This is a genomic window from Actinomyces sp. oral taxon 849 str. F0330 (genome assembly GCF_000239715.1).
GTDB classification, from domain to species: Bacteria; Actinomycetota; Actinomycetes; order Actinomycetales; family Actinomycetaceae; genus Actinomyces; species Actinomyces johnsonii.
Genome location: NZ_JH470350.1, coordinates 182,886 through 198,812, shown reverse-complemented (window position 1 = coordinate 198,812; position 15,927 = coordinate 182,886). Strand labels below are relative to the sequence as shown.

The 15,927-nt window shown below is 68.4% G+C and carries 13 protein-coding genes; 12 read left to right on the top strand and 1 reads right to left on the bottom strand.

The genetic code is table 11. The annotated features are described in order from the left end of the window. Positions 1-360 precede the first annotated feature (360 nt). The 12 genes from pyrR (at position 361) to HMPREF0975_RS04725 (ending at position 15,155) form a co-directional block, all read left to right on the top strand. Positions 361-1,032 (top strand): bifunctional pyr operon transcriptional regulator/uracil phosphoribosyltransferase PyrR, encoded by a 672-nt coding sequence (gene pyrR, locus HMPREF0975_RS04780; RefSeq protein WP_009233010.1) that lies wholly within the window; start codon positions 361-363, stop codon positions 1,030-1,032. Further along, positions 1,029-2,018, top strand: coding sequence for an aspartate carbamoyltransferase catalytic subunit (locus HMPREF0975_RS04775; protein ID WP_009233009.1), 990 nt, complete (start codon positions 1,029-1,031; stop codon positions 2,016-2,018). The genes pyrR and HMPREF0975_RS04775 overlap by 4 nt, the downstream gene beginning before the upstream one ends. Continuing rightward, on the top strand, positions 2,015-3,337 hold the full coding sequence (locus HMPREF0975_RS04770) for a dihydroorotase (RefSeq protein ID WP_009233008.1): 1,323 nt from the start codon (positions 2,015-2,017) through the stop codon (positions 3,335-3,337). The genes HMPREF0975_RS04775 and HMPREF0975_RS04770 overlap by 4 nt, the downstream gene beginning before the upstream one ends. Then, complete coding sequence (gene carA, locus HMPREF0975_RS04765) at positions 3,330-4,553, top strand: glutamine-hydrolyzing carbamoyl-phosphate synthase small subunit (RefSeq protein WP_009233007.1); 1,224 nt, start codon at positions 3,330-3,332, stop codon at positions 4,551-4,553. Before HMPREF0975_RS04770 ends, carA begins: the two co-directional genes overlap by 8 nt. 1 nt (position 4,554) lies before the next feature. After that, positions 4,555-7,905, top strand: coding sequence for a carbamoyl-phosphate synthase large subunit (gene carB / locus HMPREF0975_RS04760; RefSeq protein WP_009233006.1), 3,351 nt, complete (start codon positions 4,555-4,557; stop codon positions 7,903-7,905). Further along, on the top strand, positions 7,902-8,786 hold the full coding sequence (gene pyrF / locus HMPREF0975_RS04755) for an orotidine-5'-phosphate decarboxylase (protein ID WP_009233005.1): 885 nt from the start codon (positions 7,902-7,904) through the stop codon (positions 8,784-8,786). Before carB ends, pyrF begins: the two co-directional genes overlap by 4 nt. Positions 8,787-8,930: 144 nt before the next feature. Further along, a complete protein-coding gene (gene mihF, locus HMPREF0975_RS04750; protein WP_034473323.1) occupies positions 8,931-9,242 on the top strand; it encodes an integration host factor, actinobacterial type in 312 nt (103 codons plus the stop codon). A gap of 69 nt (positions 9,243-9,311) precedes the next feature. Further along, positions 9,312-9,899, top strand: coding sequence for a guanylate kinase (gene gmk / locus HMPREF0975_RS04745; RefSeq protein ID WP_049939444.1), 588 nt, complete (start codon positions 9,312-9,314; stop codon positions 9,897-9,899). Positions 9,900-9,944: 45 nt separating this feature from the next. Beyond that, positions 9,945-10,343, top strand: coding sequence for a DNA-directed RNA polymerase subunit omega (gene rpoZ / locus HMPREF0975_RS04740; RefSeq protein ID WP_009233002.1), 399 nt, complete (start codon positions 9,945-9,947; stop codon positions 10,341-10,343). Between the two features lie 11 nt (positions 10,344-10,354). Then, positions 10,355-11,686 (top strand): bifunctional phosphopantothenoylcysteine decarboxylase/phosphopantothenate--cysteine ligase CoaBC, encoded by a 1,332-nt coding sequence (coaBC, locus tag HMPREF0975_RS04735; RefSeq protein ID WP_009233001.1) that lies wholly within the window; start codon positions 10,355-10,357, stop codon positions 11,684-11,686. A 68-nt stretch (positions 11,687-11,754) separates the two neighbouring features. Next, entirely contained in the window at positions 11,755-12,960 is a 1,206-nt protein-coding gene (gene metK / locus HMPREF0975_RS04730; protein WP_009233000.1) for a methionine adenosyltransferase, read from the top strand. A gap of 38 nt (positions 12,961-12,998) precedes the next feature. After that, complete coding sequence (locus HMPREF0975_RS04725; RefSeq protein ID WP_009232999.1) at positions 12,999-15,155, top strand: primosomal protein; 2,157 nt, start codon at positions 12,999-13,001, stop codon at positions 15,153-15,155. Positions 15,156-15,188: 33 nt separating this feature from the next. On the opposite strand, the gene HMPREF0975_RS04720 is transcribed toward HMPREF0975_RS04725, so the two are convergent. Continuing rightward, on the bottom strand, positions 15,189-15,785 hold the full coding sequence (locus HMPREF0975_RS04720; protein WP_232212469.1) for a TetR/AcrR family transcriptional regulator: 597 nt from the start codon (positions 15,783-15,785) through the stop codon (positions 15,189-15,191). Between the last annotated feature and the right edge of the window lie 142 nt (positions 15,786-15,927).

Genomic DNA, 15,927 nt, shown 5'->3' with positions numbered 1-15,927 from the left:
CGCAGCAGTAACGCCGGTCCTTGTCCAGCCTGACGGAATCGTTCAGTTCTCAACTGAGCTCAGATGGATCCGGCACTCACTTCTCAAGCTCTCGATATGCGTCGACGATCCCGTACTCGGCGCCCGACGGCGCCACGGCATTGTGCCAAGAGTATGACATTGTTACGGATATTCTGTAGACGGGGAGCATTCCCCGACGGGGTCCGTACCAGGTGACATGTCGGTCCGGTACGCGTTGCCGTGATATTCGTCTCGGAGAGAAGCGCCGTTCTGCCGTGCGGAGCCCGCTGCGGCGACGTAAACTCACGGGCGACCAACATCCTTTAAGTCCGTCCGGAGAGGCGGGGAAGGAGGCCTGCAATGGCCGAACGTTCGTCAGGCGCTTCCGGCGCACCATCCCTGGGCAAGGAGATCCTCGGTCCCCCCGAGATAGCACGCTCCCTGTTCCGTATCGCGCACGAGATTCTGGAGCGCAACCGCGGAACCCAGGACGTCGTCGTCCTGGGGATCCCCAGCGGAGGAGTACCCCTCGCGCACAGACTCGTCGAGGCGCTCGCCGTCGCCTCGGCGGAGGGGATGCGGCGGAGCGAGCAGACGGAGCAGTGGGATACCGCGAGCACTGGAGTCCCGGTCGGGACGCTGGACATCACCATGTATCGCGACGATCTGGGACGCCACCCCATCCGTGTGCCCCGCCCCACCAAGATCCCGCAGTGCGGCATCGACGGCAAGACAGTCATCCTCGTGGACGATGTCCTCTATTCCGGGCGCACCATTCGGGCTGCCCTCGACGCTCTGGGCGCCATTGGCCGTCCCCGTGCCGTACAGCTGGCCACTCTCGTGGACCGTGGCCACCGGGAACTGCCCATCCGCGCAGACTATGTGGGCAAGAACTTGCCGACCTCCCGTACCGAGAAGGTCGTGGTCTCTCTGACCGAGCTCGGCGCCTCCACCGACGCCGTCACCATCGTTCCCGCAGACGTCCCCACTGAGCGTTCGAGCGAGCGCGCCGACCAGGAGGCCACCCGATGAAGCACCTGCTCTCCGCCAAGGACCTGACCCACGACGAGGCGGTCATGGTCCTGGACACTGCTGAGGCCATGGCCGCCACTCAGAGCCAGGCGGTCAAGAAGCTGCCCACCCTGCGCGGCAAGACCGTCGTCAACCTCTTCTTCGAGGACTCCACCCGGACCCGACTGTCCTTCGAGGCAGCCGCCAAGCGTCTGAGCGCCGACGTCATCAACTTCTCCGCCAAGGGCTCCTCGCTGTCCAAGGGGGAGTCCCTCAAGGACACCGCCCAGACGATCATGGCCATGGGGGCGGATGCCGTCGTCGTGCGCCACTCGGCTTGCGGCGCCGCGCACCTGCTGGCCCACGCCGGTTGGATCAACGTGCCCGTTCTCAACGCGGGTGACGGCACCCATCAACACCCCACCCAGGCCCTCCTGGACGCCATGACCCTGCGCCGGTGGTACGCCCCTGGAGCACCCGCCACGGCGGAAGGCGATCCCGCGCCCCGAGGACGCGACCTGGAGGGGGCCCGCGTCATTATCGTCGGAGACGTCCTGCACTCCCGGGTGGCCCGTTCCAATGTGGACCTCATGACGGCTCTCGGCGCCCAGGTCACCCTCGTGGCCCCTCCAACGCTGCTGCCGATCGGCATGGAGAACTGGCCCTGCGAGGTCTCCTACAACCTTGACGAGGCGATCGAGGAGGTCCGCCCCGATGCCGTCATGATGCTGCGCGTCCAGCGCGAGCGCATGAGTGCCGCCGGCGGCGGCTTCTTCCCGAGCCCTGCCGAGTATTCCAACGTCTACGGCCTCAACTCCGCCCGGCGCCGGGCCATGCCGGAGCATGCCATCGTCATGCACCCCGGCCCCATGAATCGCGGTCTCGAGATCACCGCCGAGGCCGCCGACGACCCCCGCTCACGCATCATCGAGCAGGTCGGCAACGGCGTCTCCGTGCGCATGGCCGCCCTCTACCTCCTCCTCGCTGACGAAGGGAACCAGCTGTGACCTCCCACCTTCTGACCGGTGTCCGCCCCTACGGCGAGGACCCCACCGACATCCTCATCACCGATACCGTCATTACCGCCATCGGCCCCGACGCCGCTGCGAAGGCCCCTGCCGACGCCGTGCGCCACGCCCTGAACGGTCTCATCGCCCTGCCCGGGCTCGTTGACATTCACACCCATCTGCGTGAACCCGGCGGGGAATCCGCCGAAACCGTCTACACCGGTACCCGCGCCGCGGCGGTAGGCGGTTACACCGCCGTCTTCGCGATGGCCAATACCACTCCTGTGCAGGACACCGCCGGTGTCGTCGAGCAGGTCCTGCGGCTGGGGCGCGAGGCCGGCTGGGTCGACGTCCACCCCGTGGGCGCCGTGTCCGCCGGTTTGGCCGGAGAGCACCTGTCCGACATGGGGGCGATGGCCACTTCGGCTGCCCGAGTGCGCGTCTTCTCCGACGATGGCAAGTGCGTCTCCGATCCCGTCCTCATGCGCCGGGCCCTTGAGTACGTCAAGTCCTTCGACGGCGTCATCGCCCAGCATGCCCAGGATCCCCGTCTCACCGAAGGCTCCCAGATGCACGAGGGAGCCGTCTCAGCCGAGCTGGGTCTGCGCGGATGGCCGGCCGTGGCCGAGGAGTCGATCATCGCCCGCGATGTGCTGCTCGCCCAGCACGTCGGCTCGCGTCTGCACGTGTGCCACCTGTCCACCGCAGGCAGCGTCGACATCATCCGCTGGGCCAAGGCCCGAGGCATCAACATCACCGCCGAGGTCACCCCGCACCACCTCCTGCTGACCGATGAGATGGCCCGCACCTACTCGCCCCTGTACAAGGTCAATCCTCCGCTGCGCACGGCCGAGGACGTCGAGGCCGTCCGCCAGGCCCTGGCCGACGGCACGATCGATGTCGTGGGAACCGACCACGCCCCCCACCCGCTGGAGGACAAGGACTGCGAGTGGCAGGCCGGGGCCTTCGGCATGACGGGACTGGAGACGGCTCTGAGCGTTCTGATCGAGACGATGGTGAGCACCGGCCGTATGACCTGGCGCGACATCGCCCGGACCATGTCCTCGGCACCGGCCCGCATCGGGCGTCTGAGCGATCAGGGGCGCGAGCTCGAGGCCGGTGCCCCGGCCAACATCACGGTGGTCGACCCCGAGGTGCGGCGCACCGTCGACGGCGCCGCCCAGTGGACCAGCTCCACCAACACCCCCTACGCGGGCATGGAGCTGCCGGGACAGGTCATGGCCACCTTCCTCCACGGCCGCCCCACCGTCCTGGACGGGGCTCCTGTCGAGGCTCCGGCCGGCTCGACCAATGCCTGAATCAACCCGCCGCCCAGCCGCCCTCCTCGTCCTGGAGGACGGCTGGGCCCTTCGGGGCCGCAGCTACGGGGCTCAAGGACGCACCATCGGTGAGATCGTCTTCTCCACTGGGATGACCGGGTACCAGGAGACACTGACCGACCCCTCCTACCACCGCCAGATCGTGGTGCAGACGGCACCGCACATCGGCAACACCGGGGTCAACGACGAAGACGCCGAGTCCGACCGTATCTGGGTAGCCGGCTACGTCGTGCGCGAACCGGCCCGGCGGGCCTCCAGCTGGCGCGCCCGCCGGGAGCTGGAGGACGACCTGCAGGTCGCCGGCATCGTCGGAATCTGCGAGGTCGACACCCGGGCGCTGACCCGGCACCTGCGCGAGGCCGGCGCCATGCGCGGCGGCATCTTCTCCGGGGATGCCCTGCCGGCCGGCGCTACCGACCCCGGCGGCCCCAGCCGGGCCTGTATCGACATCTGCCTGGAGGCCGTGCGCAGCGAGCCGCCCATGACCGGCCGCGCGCTGGCCGCGGAAGTGACGACTCCCTCGGGCTACGTCGTCGAACCCAGCGGGCCGGCCGAGGGGAGCGAGCCGATCGCCGTGCTGGCCGCCATCGACCTGGGCATCAAGTCGCGCACCCCGTGGCAGCTCGCCGAACGCGGTGTACGCGTCCACGTCCTGCCCCAGTCCACGACCCTCTCCGAGATCCTCGCCCTCAGGCCCGACGGTGTCCTGTTCTCCAACGGTCCTGGAGACCCGGGGACCGCTGAGGCGGAGATCGAGCTCCTGCGCGGTGTGCTCGACGCGCGTATCCCCTTCTTCGGCATCTGCCTGGGCAACCAGCTCCTGGGACGGGCACTGGGCTACGGCACCTACAAGCTGGCCTACGGGCACCGAGGCGTCAACCAGCCCGTCCTGGACCGCGCCACCGGCAAGGTGGAGATCACCGCCCACAACCACGGCTTCGCCGTCGACGCGCCCGTTGACGCCCCCTCCGTGGCCCCCTTCGACAACGGTCGCTACGGCCGGGTGGAGGTCTCCCATCTGGGACTCAACGACGGCGTCGTCGAAGGTTTACGGGCGCTGGACCTGCCGGCCTTCTCCGTGCAGTACCACCCCGAGGCCGCCGCCGGCCCCCACGACGCCGAGCACCTCTTCGACCGATTCATCCGCCTGATGCGTGAACACCGCCAGAGCCAGGACCGCGAGGACAAGAACTGACATGCCTGCTCGACCTGACATCAGCTCCGTCCTAGTCATCGGATCGGGACCCATCGTCATCGGGCAGGCCTGCGAGTTCGACTACTCCGGCACCCAGGCCTGCCGCGTCCTGCGCAGCGAGGGAATCCGCGTCATCCTGGTCAACTCCAACCCGGCCACGATCATGACCGACCCCGACGTCGCCGACGCCACTTACATCGAGCCGATCACTCCCGAGATCCTGACCACCATCATCGCCAAGGAGCGGCCCGACGCACTCCTGCCCACCCTGGGCGGGCAGACGGCCCTCAATGCCGCCATGAACCTGGTCGAACGCGGTGTGCTCGAGGAGTACGACGTCGAGCTCATAGGCGCCTCCGCCGCGGCCATCAACGCCGGGGAGGACCGTGACGAGTTCAAGGACGTCGTCGAGCGCTGCGGCGCCGAGGTCGCCCGCAGCGTCATCGCCCACAGCATGGACGAGTGCCGCGCCGGAGTGGATGCCCTGGGCGGCTACCCGGTTGTCGTGCGCCCCTCCTTCACGATGGGCGGTCTGGGAAGCGGCGTCGCCTTCGACGACGCGGACCTGCGCCGCATCGCCGGGGCCGGACTGGCGGCCTCGCGCACCACCGAGGTGCTCCTGGAGGAGTCGATCCTGGGATGGAAGGAGTATGAGCTGGAGCTCATGCGGGATGCCGCCGACAACGTGGTGGTCGTCTGCTCCATCGAGAACGTCGACCCCGTGGGGGTGCACACCGGCGACTCCGTTACGGTCGCCCCGGCCCTGACCCTCACCGACCGGGAGCTCCAGCGGCTGCGGGACATCGGCATCGCCGTCATCCGCGAGGTCGGGGTCGATACCGGCGGCTGCAACATCCAGTTCGCCGTCGACCCGGCCACCGGCAGGATCATCGTCATCGAGATGAACCCGCGCGTCTCACGATCCTCCGCCCTGGCCTCCAAGGCCACCGGCTTCCCGATCGCCAAGATTGCCGCCCGCCTCGCCGTGGGCTACACGCTCGATGAGATCCCCAATGACATCACCTCCTCCACCCCGGCCTCCTTCGAGCCGACCCTGGACTACGTGGTCGTCAAGGTCCCGCGCTTCGCCTTCGAGAAGTTCCGGGGAGCAGATGCCCGGCTGACCACCACCATGAAGTCGGTGGGGGAGGCCATGGCGATCGGCCGCTCCTACACCGAGGCCCTCCAGAAGGCCATGCGCTCACTGGACAAGAAGGGCACCGTCTTCCACTGGGACGGCCCGGTTCCCACCGTGCAACAGACCGCTGAGCTGCTGGAGTCCATCGCCACCCCCGGCGAGCACCGGTTGGTCGACCTCCAGCAGGCCGTCCGCGGAGGTGCCACGATCGCTCAGCTCCACGAGGCCACCCGCATCGACCCCTGGTTCCTGGACCAGATGCTGCTCCTGCAGGAGGTCGCTCAGGAGGTCGAGGACGCCGAAGCCCTTACCCCCGAGGTCCTGGCCCTGGCCAAGCGCCACGGATTCTCCGACGTCCAGGTCGCCGCCCTGAGAGACATCAGTGAGGACACGGTGCGCGAGGTCCGCCACGCCTTCGGCCTGCGCCCCGTCTACAAGACCGTGGACACCTGCGCCGCCGAGTTCGCCTCGCGCACCCCCTACCTCTACTCCAGCTACGACCTGGAGACAGAGGTCGCTCCCCGCGAGCACGAGGCCGTCATCATCCTGGGATCGGGTCCCAACCGTATCGGCCAGGGCATCGAGTTCGACTACTCCTGCGTGCACGCCACGATGGCCCTATCCGAGCGGTACGAGACCGTCATGGTCAACTGCAATCCCGAGACCGTCTCAACCGACTACGACGTCTCCGACCGGCTCTACTTCGAGCCCTTGACCTTCGAGGACGTCATCGAGGTCTACGAGGCCGAGCTGGCGGCGGGCCCCGTGGCCGGCGTCATCGTCCAGCTCGGCGGGCAAACGCCTCTGTCCCTGGCCGCCAGGCTAGCCGAGGCCGGGGTTCCGATCCTGGGGACGAGCCCGGAGGCCATCGACGCCGCCGAGGACCGCGAGGCCTTCGGCGTCGTCCTCCAGCGCGCCGGGCTGCCCGCACCGGCGCACGGCACCGCCCTGAGCGATGAGCAGGCCCGATCGGTCGCCGGCGGCATTGGCTACCCGGTCTTGGTGCGCCCCAGCTATGTGCTGGGCGGGCGCGGTATGGAGATCGTCTATGACGCCGAGGGACTGGACGACTACCTCCAGCGCGCCGGCCGTGAGCCCGGAGGCGTCTACGGGACCGGGCCGCTTCTCATCGATCGTTTCCTCGACGACGCCATCGAGATCGACGTCGATGCCCTTTACGACGGAACCGAGCTGTTCCTCGGCGGGGTCATGGAGCACATCGAGGAGGCGGGGATCCACTCCGGCGACTCGGCCTGCGTCATGCCGCCCATGACTCTGTCCGACACTGAGATCGCCCGCATCCGGCGCTCCACCGAGGCGATCGCTGCCGGGGTGGGCGTTCGCGGGCTGCTCAATATCCAGTTCGCCCTGGTCTCCGATGTCCTCTACGTCATCGAGGCCAACCCCCGGGCCTCCCGCACGGTCCCCTTCGTCTCGAAGGCCTCCGGCGTACAACTCGCCAAGGCGGCGGCCCTCATCATGGCGGGGGAGACGATCGCCTCTCTACGACGCTCCGGCAACCTGCCCGAGTCCGACGCCACCGTCACCGATCCGGACGACCCAATCGCTGTCAAAGAGGCGGTCCTGCCCTTCAAACGGTTCCGCACCACCGAGGGGCGCGTCGTCGACACAATCCTGGGACCCGAGATGCGCTCGACCGGGGAGGTCATGGGCTATGACGTCGACTTCCCCCGGGCATTCGCCAAGTCCCAGGCGGGCGCCTACGGGGGCCTGCCCACCGAGGGAACACTGTTCGTCTCCGTTGCCGACCGGGACAAGCGCGCCATCATCCTGCCGGTGGCCCGGCTCGCCGAGCTCGGCTTCACGGTCCTGGCCACCGCCGGGACGGCCCAGGTGCTGCGCCGCAACGGGATCGACGCCACGGCGGTGCGCAAGATCAGCCAGGGCGTTGGAATCCACGGCGAGCAGACGATCGCGGGGCTCATCGAGTCCGGTGCCATCGACATGGTTGTCAACACCCCCAAGGGGCAGGGGGCTCGTGCCGACGGATACTCCATCCGGGCGGCGACCACCGGCGCCGATCGGCCCATCATCACCACCGTTCAGCAGCTCCAGGCGGCGGTCCAGGCCCTCGAGGCCCAGCTGCGCGGTCCCTTCCGGGTCCGCAGCCTCCAGGAGCACATCGCCGCCCGCCAATCCCGGCGGGGTGCGCACCTCACGCACGGTACCGCTACTGAGAAGGAGAACCGATGAGTTCCACCACGAGTCATCAGCCCAGTCGGTCCCGCCGTCCCTTTGGTGCGCGCCTGGCCGATGCCATGGATGATCAGGGTCCCCTGTGCGTCGGGATCGACCCTCATCCCAGCCTGCTCGAGGCCTGGGGTCTGACCGACTCGGCCGCGGGCTTGCGGGACTTCGCCCTGCGGACCGTCGACGCCGTCGGCGGGCGCGTGGCCGCCGTCAAGCCTCAGTCCGCATTCTTCGAACGCCACGGCAGCGCCGGCATCGCGGTCCTCGAAGAGACTCTGGCGGCCCTGCGGGATGTCGGCACCCTGTCGGTCCTCGACGTCAAGCGCGGCGACATCGGTTCCACAATGGCCGGTTACGCCCAGGCCTACCTGTCCGACGGCGCGCCCCTGGCCGCCGACTCCATCACGGTCTCGCCCTACCTGGGCTACGGCTCCCTCGCCCCCGCACTTGACCTGGCAGAGGCGGGAGGGCGGGGCGTCTTCGTCCTGGCTCTGACCTCCAATCCCGAAGGGACCACCGTCCAGCACGCCGTCAGCGGCGAGCGGGCCGTGGCCGCGGAAGTCGTGGAGGGGGTCACCGCATCCAACGCCGCTGCTCGCGGTGAGGGTGGACTCGGCAGCATCGGGCTGGTTGTCGGCGCCACCGTCGGGGAGGCAGTCTCCCGTCTGGGGATCGATCTGCTGCGCGCCAATGGTCCGCTGCTGGCGCCCGGTGTCGGTGCACAGGGCGCGGGGGCGACCGAGCTGGAATCCGTGTTCGGGCCGGCTCGTCGTCACGTTCTGGCCTCCACCTCACGCGGGGTACTCAAGGCGGGTCCCTCCATCGAGGCGCTGCGGGCGGCCGCGCTGGCCGCAACGCATGAGGCGGCCGCTGCCCTGCGCTGATGCAGCCCGACAGTGCACGATCGACGTGTGTGCGGGAACACGAAGTCAGTGCCGTGATACCGGCCCCTGCGAATGCGAGTGCATCCAACCCGACTTATGCTTGTGGTGCGGGTCACTGGCATTGGACTGGGGGAGGAGACCACCATGACGCTTCCTACACTGACACCTGAGCAACGAGCTGAAGCGCTGGAGAAGGCCGCAGCTGCACGATCGCAGCGCGCTCGCATCAAATCCGAGCTCAAGAGCGGGGAGCTCAAGCTCTCCGAGTTCTTCGCTGCCTCGGAGACCGATGAGGTCCTGGGCAAGATGAAGGTCAGGGCGCTGCTTGTCTCCCTTCCACGAGTAGGGACCACAACAGCCGACGCCATCCTCGAGGATGTTCGTATCGCCGAGTCCCGGCGGGTACGGGGCCTGGGGGCGAATCAGCGGGCCGCACTGGTAGAGCGCTTCGGCTGAGACGTCCGATAAGACACCTGGTGAGACGCCGGCTCGTGCCGGCGGCGTCCGGTAGGTCATGATGTGACCATGACCGACGCCGCTGCCTCGTCCGCTCCCGTTCTCGCTCGTCTGACTGTCCTGGCAGGACCAACGGCGGTGGGCAAGGGAACCGTGGTCACCGAACTGCGCAGACGCCACCCCGATCTCTTCGTCTCGATCTCCGCCACCACCCGCGAGCCCCGTCCCGGCGAGATCGATGGCGTGCACTACCACTTCGTGAGCGAGGAGGAGCTCGACAGCCTCATCGCCTCAGGGCAGATGCTGGAGTGGGCGCTGGTCCATGGTGCGCACCGTTACGGCACTCCCCGTGGCCCCGTACAGCACCAACTCGACGCCGGACGTCCCGCACTCCTGGAGATCGACCTGGCCGGTGCTCGCCAGGTTCGCCGGGCCATGCCCCAGGCCCGCCTCGTCTTCCTCGCCCCGCCGAGCTGGGATGAGCTCGTCCGCAGGCTCGCGGACCGGGACACCGAGGAACCCGAGGAACAGGAGCGCCGCCTGGTCACGGCCCGTACCGAACTCGCTGCGGCCGACGAGTTCGATCACGTCGTCGTCAACGACACCGTGGCGAGCGCCACCGATGAGCTCGCCCGGCTCATGGGACTCGGCAGTTAGAATATCTTGGTTTAGAACTATCGAGATTGAACCGGAGGCATGCACATGCTCGGAACCTCTCCCCAGCCCGAGGGCATTACCAACCCGCCGATCGACGACCTTCTGGAGAAGGTCGACTCCAAGTACGGGCTCGTGGTGGAGGCCGCCAAGCGCGCCCGCCAGATCAACACCTACACCCAGCAGCTCGAGGACAACCAGTTCGAGTTCTTCGGGCCGCTGGTCGACTCCGAGATCGGTGAGAAGTCGCTGGGTATCGCCCTGCGGGAGATCGCCGAGGACAAGCTCGAGGTCATCCCCGGAGACGTCGCCCGCGCCCGTCGAATCGAGGCCGAGGAGGCCCGTCGTGCCGCCGAGGCCGACATGTTCAGCGATATCTCGCTGGACGCCCCCGTCTCTCTCCAGGAGGGCGAGACGCCCACCAGCCTCGACGACATCCAGTTCTGAGTCGCGCTCGCATGGACGAGCCGCACACCACTGCGGGTCAGCGCGCCGCGGCCGCCTCCGGCAGGCCGCGGCGCGTAGTTGTCGGCGTAGCTGGATCCATCGCCGCTTACAAGGCGCCCTTCGTCATCCGACTACTGCGTCAGGCCGGACACGAGGTCAAAGTAGTGGCCACTGAGTCTGCGCTGCGGTTCATCGGGGCACCGGCACTGGCCGCGGTCAGCGGTCAGGCCGTATCCACCGGCGTCTTCGACGACCCGGCGGCGGTCGAGCACGTGGCCGTGGCCGAGTGGGCCGAGCTCGTCCTGGTGGCGCCGGCCTCGGCGGACCTGTTGGCGCGCGCACGTGCCGGACGAGCCGACGACCTGCTGACCGCGACGATCCTGGCGACCGGCGCTCCCGTGGTCCTGGCGCCGGCCATGCACACCCGTATGTGGCTCAATCCCGCCACCCGGGACAACGTGGCAGTGCTGCGCGAGCGTGGCCTGACGGTCATTGAGCCGGACCGCGGCCGCCTGACCGGCAAGGACTCCGGGGTGGGACGCATGCCCGAGCCCGAGCAGATCGTCTCCAGGTCGCTAGCCGTCCTCCAAGGGGAGTTCGGGAACGACGACGCAGTCGAACCGGATGGGAGCAGCAGGCTCCTCACAGGACGGCACGTCGTCATCTCCGCCGGTGGCACCCGTGAGCCCATCGACCCGGTGCGCTACCTCGGAAACCGGTCCTCCGGCCGCCAGGGGTGCGCCCTGGCGGTGGCCGCCGTCGAGCAGGGCGCCCGCGTGACGCTGGTACAGGCGCACGTCGCCTCGGAGCTGCTCGATGCTCTGCCGGCGGGTGTCGCCGTTGTCGCAGCTGGTACCGCGCACGACATGCTTCGCGCGGTTCGGGAGGCCGCCCGCGATGCCGATGCCGTCATCATGGCCGCCGCTGTCGCCGACTACCGGCCGCTCGCCGCGGCGACCACCAAGATCAAGAAGAGCGCGCCGACCACGTCGGGTCGCCGCAACGAGGCCCCGATGTCCATCGAACTCACCACCAACCCGGACATTCTGGCCGGACTGGTGACGGATCCGCCCCGGGCCGGTCAGGTCGTCGTCGGGTTCGCCGCCGAGACCGGGGACGACGACGGAGACGTGCTCTTCCATGGCGCGGCCAAGGCGCGCCGGAAGGGTGCCCACCTCCTGGCGGTCAACGCGGTGGGGGAGGACCTCGGTTTCGGCGACGTGCCCAACGCGGTCGTGGTCCTCGATGCCCGGGGCTCGGAGGTGGTTCGCGGACAGGGCAGCAAGATGGAGGTCGCCCGTCTCCTCATCGGCCTCACTGCGGACTTGATGGACGGTTCCTGATAGCCCGCAGAGCACTTTCGTGGGTAACGTCACCATGGATCGGTTGTGGTGGTGACTACGATGGGCGGATGAATTCCTCCTTGCGTCTGTTCACTTCCGAGTCGGTCACTGAAGGGCACCCGGACAAGGTATGCGACCGCGTCTCCGATGCGATCCTCGACGCCATCCTTGAACAGGATCCCGCCGCACGGGTCGCGGTCGAGACGATGGTGACGACTGGCCTGGTGCACGTTGCCGGAGAGGTGACCACCGAGCGGGCCTACGTCGAGATCCCGCAGATCGTGCGCCAGGAGATCTCCGCCATCGGGTACACCTCATCGGAGGTCTGCTTCGACGCCCGCTCCTGCGGTGTCTCGGTGTCGATCGGTCAGCAGTCCCCGGACATCGCCGCCGGAGTCGACAAGTCCCTTCAGGCCCGCCAGGACACCGGGGACATCGATCCGCTCGACCTGCAGGGCGCCGGCGACCAGGGACTCATGTTCGGCTACGCCTGCGATGACACCGCCGCCCTCATGCCTCTTCCCATCCACCTGGCACACCGTCTGGCGGAGCGCTTGGCACTGGTGCGCAAGCAGGGGATCGTCCCGGGCCTGCGTCCCGACGGCAAGACCCAGGTGACCATCGGCTACGACGGCCGGCGTCCCGTGAGCCTGGAGAACCTGGTCATCTCCACCCAGCACGATGAGGACTGCACGCGCACCTGGCTCACCGATGCCCTCCAGGCCGAGGTCATCGCCCCGGTGCTGGCGGCCGAGGCCGAGGCGGGTACCGAGCTCGCCACCGCCGGCGCCGAGGTCCTCATCAATCCCTCGGGACAGTTCGTCATCGGGGGCCCGGCGGGTGATGCGGGGCTCACGGGACGCAAGATCATCGTGGACACCTATGGCGGTATGGCCCGTCACGGCGGAGGAGCCTTCTCCGGTAAGGATCCTTCGAAGGTGGATCGTTCAGCCAGTTACGCCATGCGATGGGTGGCCAAGAACGTTGTCGCCGCGGGGTTGGCCAGGCGTTGTGAGATTCAGGTGGCCTATGCCATCGGCTCGGCCCATCCGGTGGGTGTCTACGTGGAAACCTTCGGGACGGCGACCGTTCCGGAGGAGCGCATCTTGGCAGCCGTCACCGAGGTCTTCGATCTGCGCCCAGCGGCCATCGTGCGCGACCTTGACCTGCTGCGCCCCATCTACCGCGCCACCAGCGCCTACGGGCACTTCGGGCGTCCCGGCTTCACCTGGGAGGCCACAGACCGCGCCGAAGCCCTGCGCCGGGCCGTCTGACGACTCGCGCACCGGCGCAGGATAGTTCCAGAGGCTCTATGGCAACTGAGCACGACGACGATGCTCTCACCCTCGGCGAGTCGGCGGGGCTCGTGCGCCGTAGCGGCGTGAGCAGGCAGGGCGAGCTGTTGGATCTGCCCGAACCTGGCGAGCGCACGGTGACGGTCGCCGGAGTCGCCGACCCGGTCGCCAGAGTCGTCCTGGATTCCCCGGTACCGCACCTGGATCGTACCTTCGACTACGCTGTCCCCGCGGCGATGGCGCAGCACGCCCTTCCCGGAACCCGTGTGGTGGTCCGTTTCGGAGAGCAGGAGATGCGGGGATGGATCTGGCAGCGGGGGGCCACGACGACGCACATCGGTCGGCTCTCACCATTGCGCCGTGTCGTCTCCGATCTCCAGGTCCTTCCGGAGGCCTCGCGCCGGCTCATCGAGGCCGTTGCCACTCGCAGCGCCGGGACGCGTTCGGACGTCGTCCGTCTGGCCCTTCCCGCCAGGCACGCCTCGACCGAGGTGGATGAGCGGGACAAGGTGACGCGGGACTTTCCCTCCTGGGAGCGGCCGAAGGACGCATGCGGCTGGCGGCACTACGACGGGGGTGCGGACTTCCTGGAGCAGCTGGCCGACGGCGCAGCGCCGAGGGCAGCCTGGTGCGCTCTGCCGGCGAGCGACGAGCATCAGGGGGCGTCGTCGTCTGCAGATGGTGGCGGCGGTGGCGACCAACTAGAGCCCGCGATCGAGCCATGGCAGGTATGCCTGGCTCACGCTGTACGGGCCTGCCTGGCGGGCTCGCGGGGTGCGATCATCGTCATGGCGACAACCGAGCAGGCCGAGGCTCTCGCTGCCCGGCTCCGTCAGGAGCTGGGGGAGGAGCCGGTCGTGGTGCTTTCATCCGAGCACGGTCCGGCTCGCCGTTATCGGGCCTTCCTATCGTTGCTGCTCGGACGTGCCCGAGTGGTCGTGGGAACCAGGTCGGCGGCTTTCGCGCCGGTGTGTCGGCTAGGCCTGGCGGTCATCTGGGACGATGGGGACAACAGGTTGTCCGAGCCCCGCGCGCCGTACACCCATGCTCGCACGGTCCTGGCTCTACGTTCCTCCCTCGAGGGAGCGGGTCTGCTCATCGGCGGGTTCTCCCGATCCGTGGAGGCCCAGTCTCTGGTCAACCAGGGATGGTGCCGGGACCTGATCGCGCCACGGCGCGTCGTACGCGGGGTCGTTCCACGCGCCGAGGTTCCCGGCCCCGCCGAGCTGGACCGGGAGGGAGCCTCCGGGGCAGCCCGGATTCCCTCCTTGGCGCATCGGGCACTGCGACGCGCGCTGCAGAACGGACCGGTTCTCATTCAGGTGCCACGCTCGGGTTACGCACCACTAGTGGCCTGCGCCCGCTGCCGCACCGCCGCCCATTGTCCATCCTGCGGTGGCCCGATGGCGATGGACCACCAGGGCCACACGACCTGCAGATGGTGCGCTCGGACCGTGGGGCGGTGGACTTGCCCCGAGTGCGATGGCCAGGCCTTGAGAATGGTAACGGTCGGCTCGGCCCGTACCGGGGAGGAGCTGGGACGGGCCTTTCCTGGGTTCCCGGTCGTAGTCTCCGGCGCGAGGGAGACTCATGGTGTCATGGATGAGGTTGACGATTCTCCGCGCCTCGTGGTGGCAACACCGGGTGCAGAGCCCGTGGCCGAGGGGGGCTACCGGGCAGTGCTGCTACTCGATGGCGGAGCTCTTTCCTCGCGTCCGGAGCTGGGGGCAGCCGGTGAGGCGCTACGGCAGTGGACAAACGCGACGGTGCTGGCGGCACCGTCGGCACGTGTCATTCTTCTGGGTAGGCCCGATCCGGTCGCGGCTCAGGCGTTGGTGAGGTGGGACCATGCGGGTTTCGCCAGCAGGGATCTGATGGAAAGGGCCGAGCTGCATCTGCCTCCCGCTTGGCGGGTAGCGCGTCTGGACGGTCCGCAACGCGGTGTGGAGACTCTGCTGGCCCAGGCCGAGGCCGACGGCTTTGAAACACTGGGACCGGTGGCACCACCGCCGGTCAACGGCCAGGTTGCCGCCGGGGCGGCTAGAGCGCTGGTACGCGCGCCTTTGGCGCGGGGAAAAGCGCTTGCCAGGACGTTTGCGTTAAGACTGCGAGACCGTTCTGCCCGCCGAGAGGAACAGGTGTGCGTCGAAATGGATCCCACCCGCCTGTGGTGAGAGACAGCCAAAGAGCCCGGTGACACATCGATTTTAGTAGGCGCTGCTGCGCGACTGCGCCGCCACCGATGACTGCTCCCCCGGCGCCGGGGAGCGCGTCGAGGCGCCTGGAACCTGAAAGGACGGCATTCCGTGCGCCAGGGTGATGAGATCGGTGAGTAGTCCCGCCGCGGTGGACTTGACGTTCCACCCTTCGCTGAGTGCGGTCACGGCGGCTCCATCCACGACTGCGATGACCATCTCCGGCTCCAGCGGGCTGTCCAGCTGACGCAGCACCCTGCGCAGAGCGGCGTTGAGACGCTGACGGCCCTGCCGGTAGGCATGCTTGACTGGGGCGGCCTGGCTGGCCGAGATGAGCTGAAGATAGTGGCCGAAATACCCGCCTTGGGCCGGCAAGGTGGCTTGGAGGATGAAGCGGACCCTCTGGGACAGGTTCGGGCTCCCCTTGAAAGCTTCCACCCGGTCGGCGACGCGCTCGGCACGGGAGGCCCACAATCCGATGTTGACCAGCCCCGCCTGGTGAAGGAGGTCTTCAAGTCCATTGAAGTAGTAGGTTGTGGCCGATAGCGAGCATCCGGCGCGCTTGGCCACGCTGCGGTGGCTGACCGCTGACGGCCCCGACTCGCGGATGATAGCCGCCGCAGCATCGATGATGGCCTGACGCCGGTCTTCACCTCGCGGCGTGACTCGGGATTCAGTTCGAGAACGTGCATGAGCGGAAGCGTCGTTGCTTACTGCGTCTGCAGTGGTGTCTGCATCAGTATCGGCCATG

Bases quoted from the DNA above. Each gene is read 5' to 3' on its own strand.
- pyrR (WP_009233010.1), top strand. From the start codon at position 361: ATGGCCGAACGTTCGTCAGGCGCTTCCGGCGCACCATCCCTGGGCAAG.
- HMPREF0975_RS04775 (WP_009233009.1), top strand. From the start codon at position 1,029: ATGAAGCACCTGCTCTCCGCCAAGGACCTGACCCACGACGAGGCGGTC.
- carA (WP_009233007.1), top strand. From the start codon at position 3,330: ATGCCTGAATCAACCCGCCGCCCAGCCGCCCTCCTCGTCCTGGAGGAC.
- carB (WP_009233006.1), top strand. From the start codon at position 4,555: ATGCCTGCTCGACCTGACATCAGCTCCGTCCTAGTCATCGGATCGGGA.
- pyrF (WP_009233005.1), top strand. From the start codon at position 7,902: ATGAGTTCCACCACGAGTCATCAGCCCAGTCGGTCCCGCCGTCCCTTT.
- mihF (WP_034473323.1), top strand. From the start codon at position 8,931: ATGACGCTTCCTACACTGACACCTGAGCAACGAGCTGAAGCGCTGGAG.
- gmk (WP_049939444.1), top strand. From the start codon at position 9,312: ATGACCGACGCCGCTGCCTCGTCCGCTCCCGTTCTCGCTCGTCTGACT.
- rpoZ (WP_009233002.1), top strand. From the start codon at position 9,945: ATGCTCGGAACCTCTCCCCAGCCCGAGGGCATTACCAACCCGCCGATC.
- coaBC (WP_009233001.1), top strand. From the start codon at position 10,355: ATGGACGAGCCGCACACCACTGCGGGTCAGCGCGCCGCGGCCGCCTCC.
- metK (WP_009233000.1), top strand. From the start codon at position 11,755: ATGAATTCCTCCTTGCGTCTGTTCACTTCCGAGTCGGTCACTGAAGGG.
- HMPREF0975_RS04725 (WP_009232999.1), top strand. From the start codon at position 12,999: ATGGCAACTGAGCACGACGACGATGCTCTCACCCTCGGCGAGTCGGCG.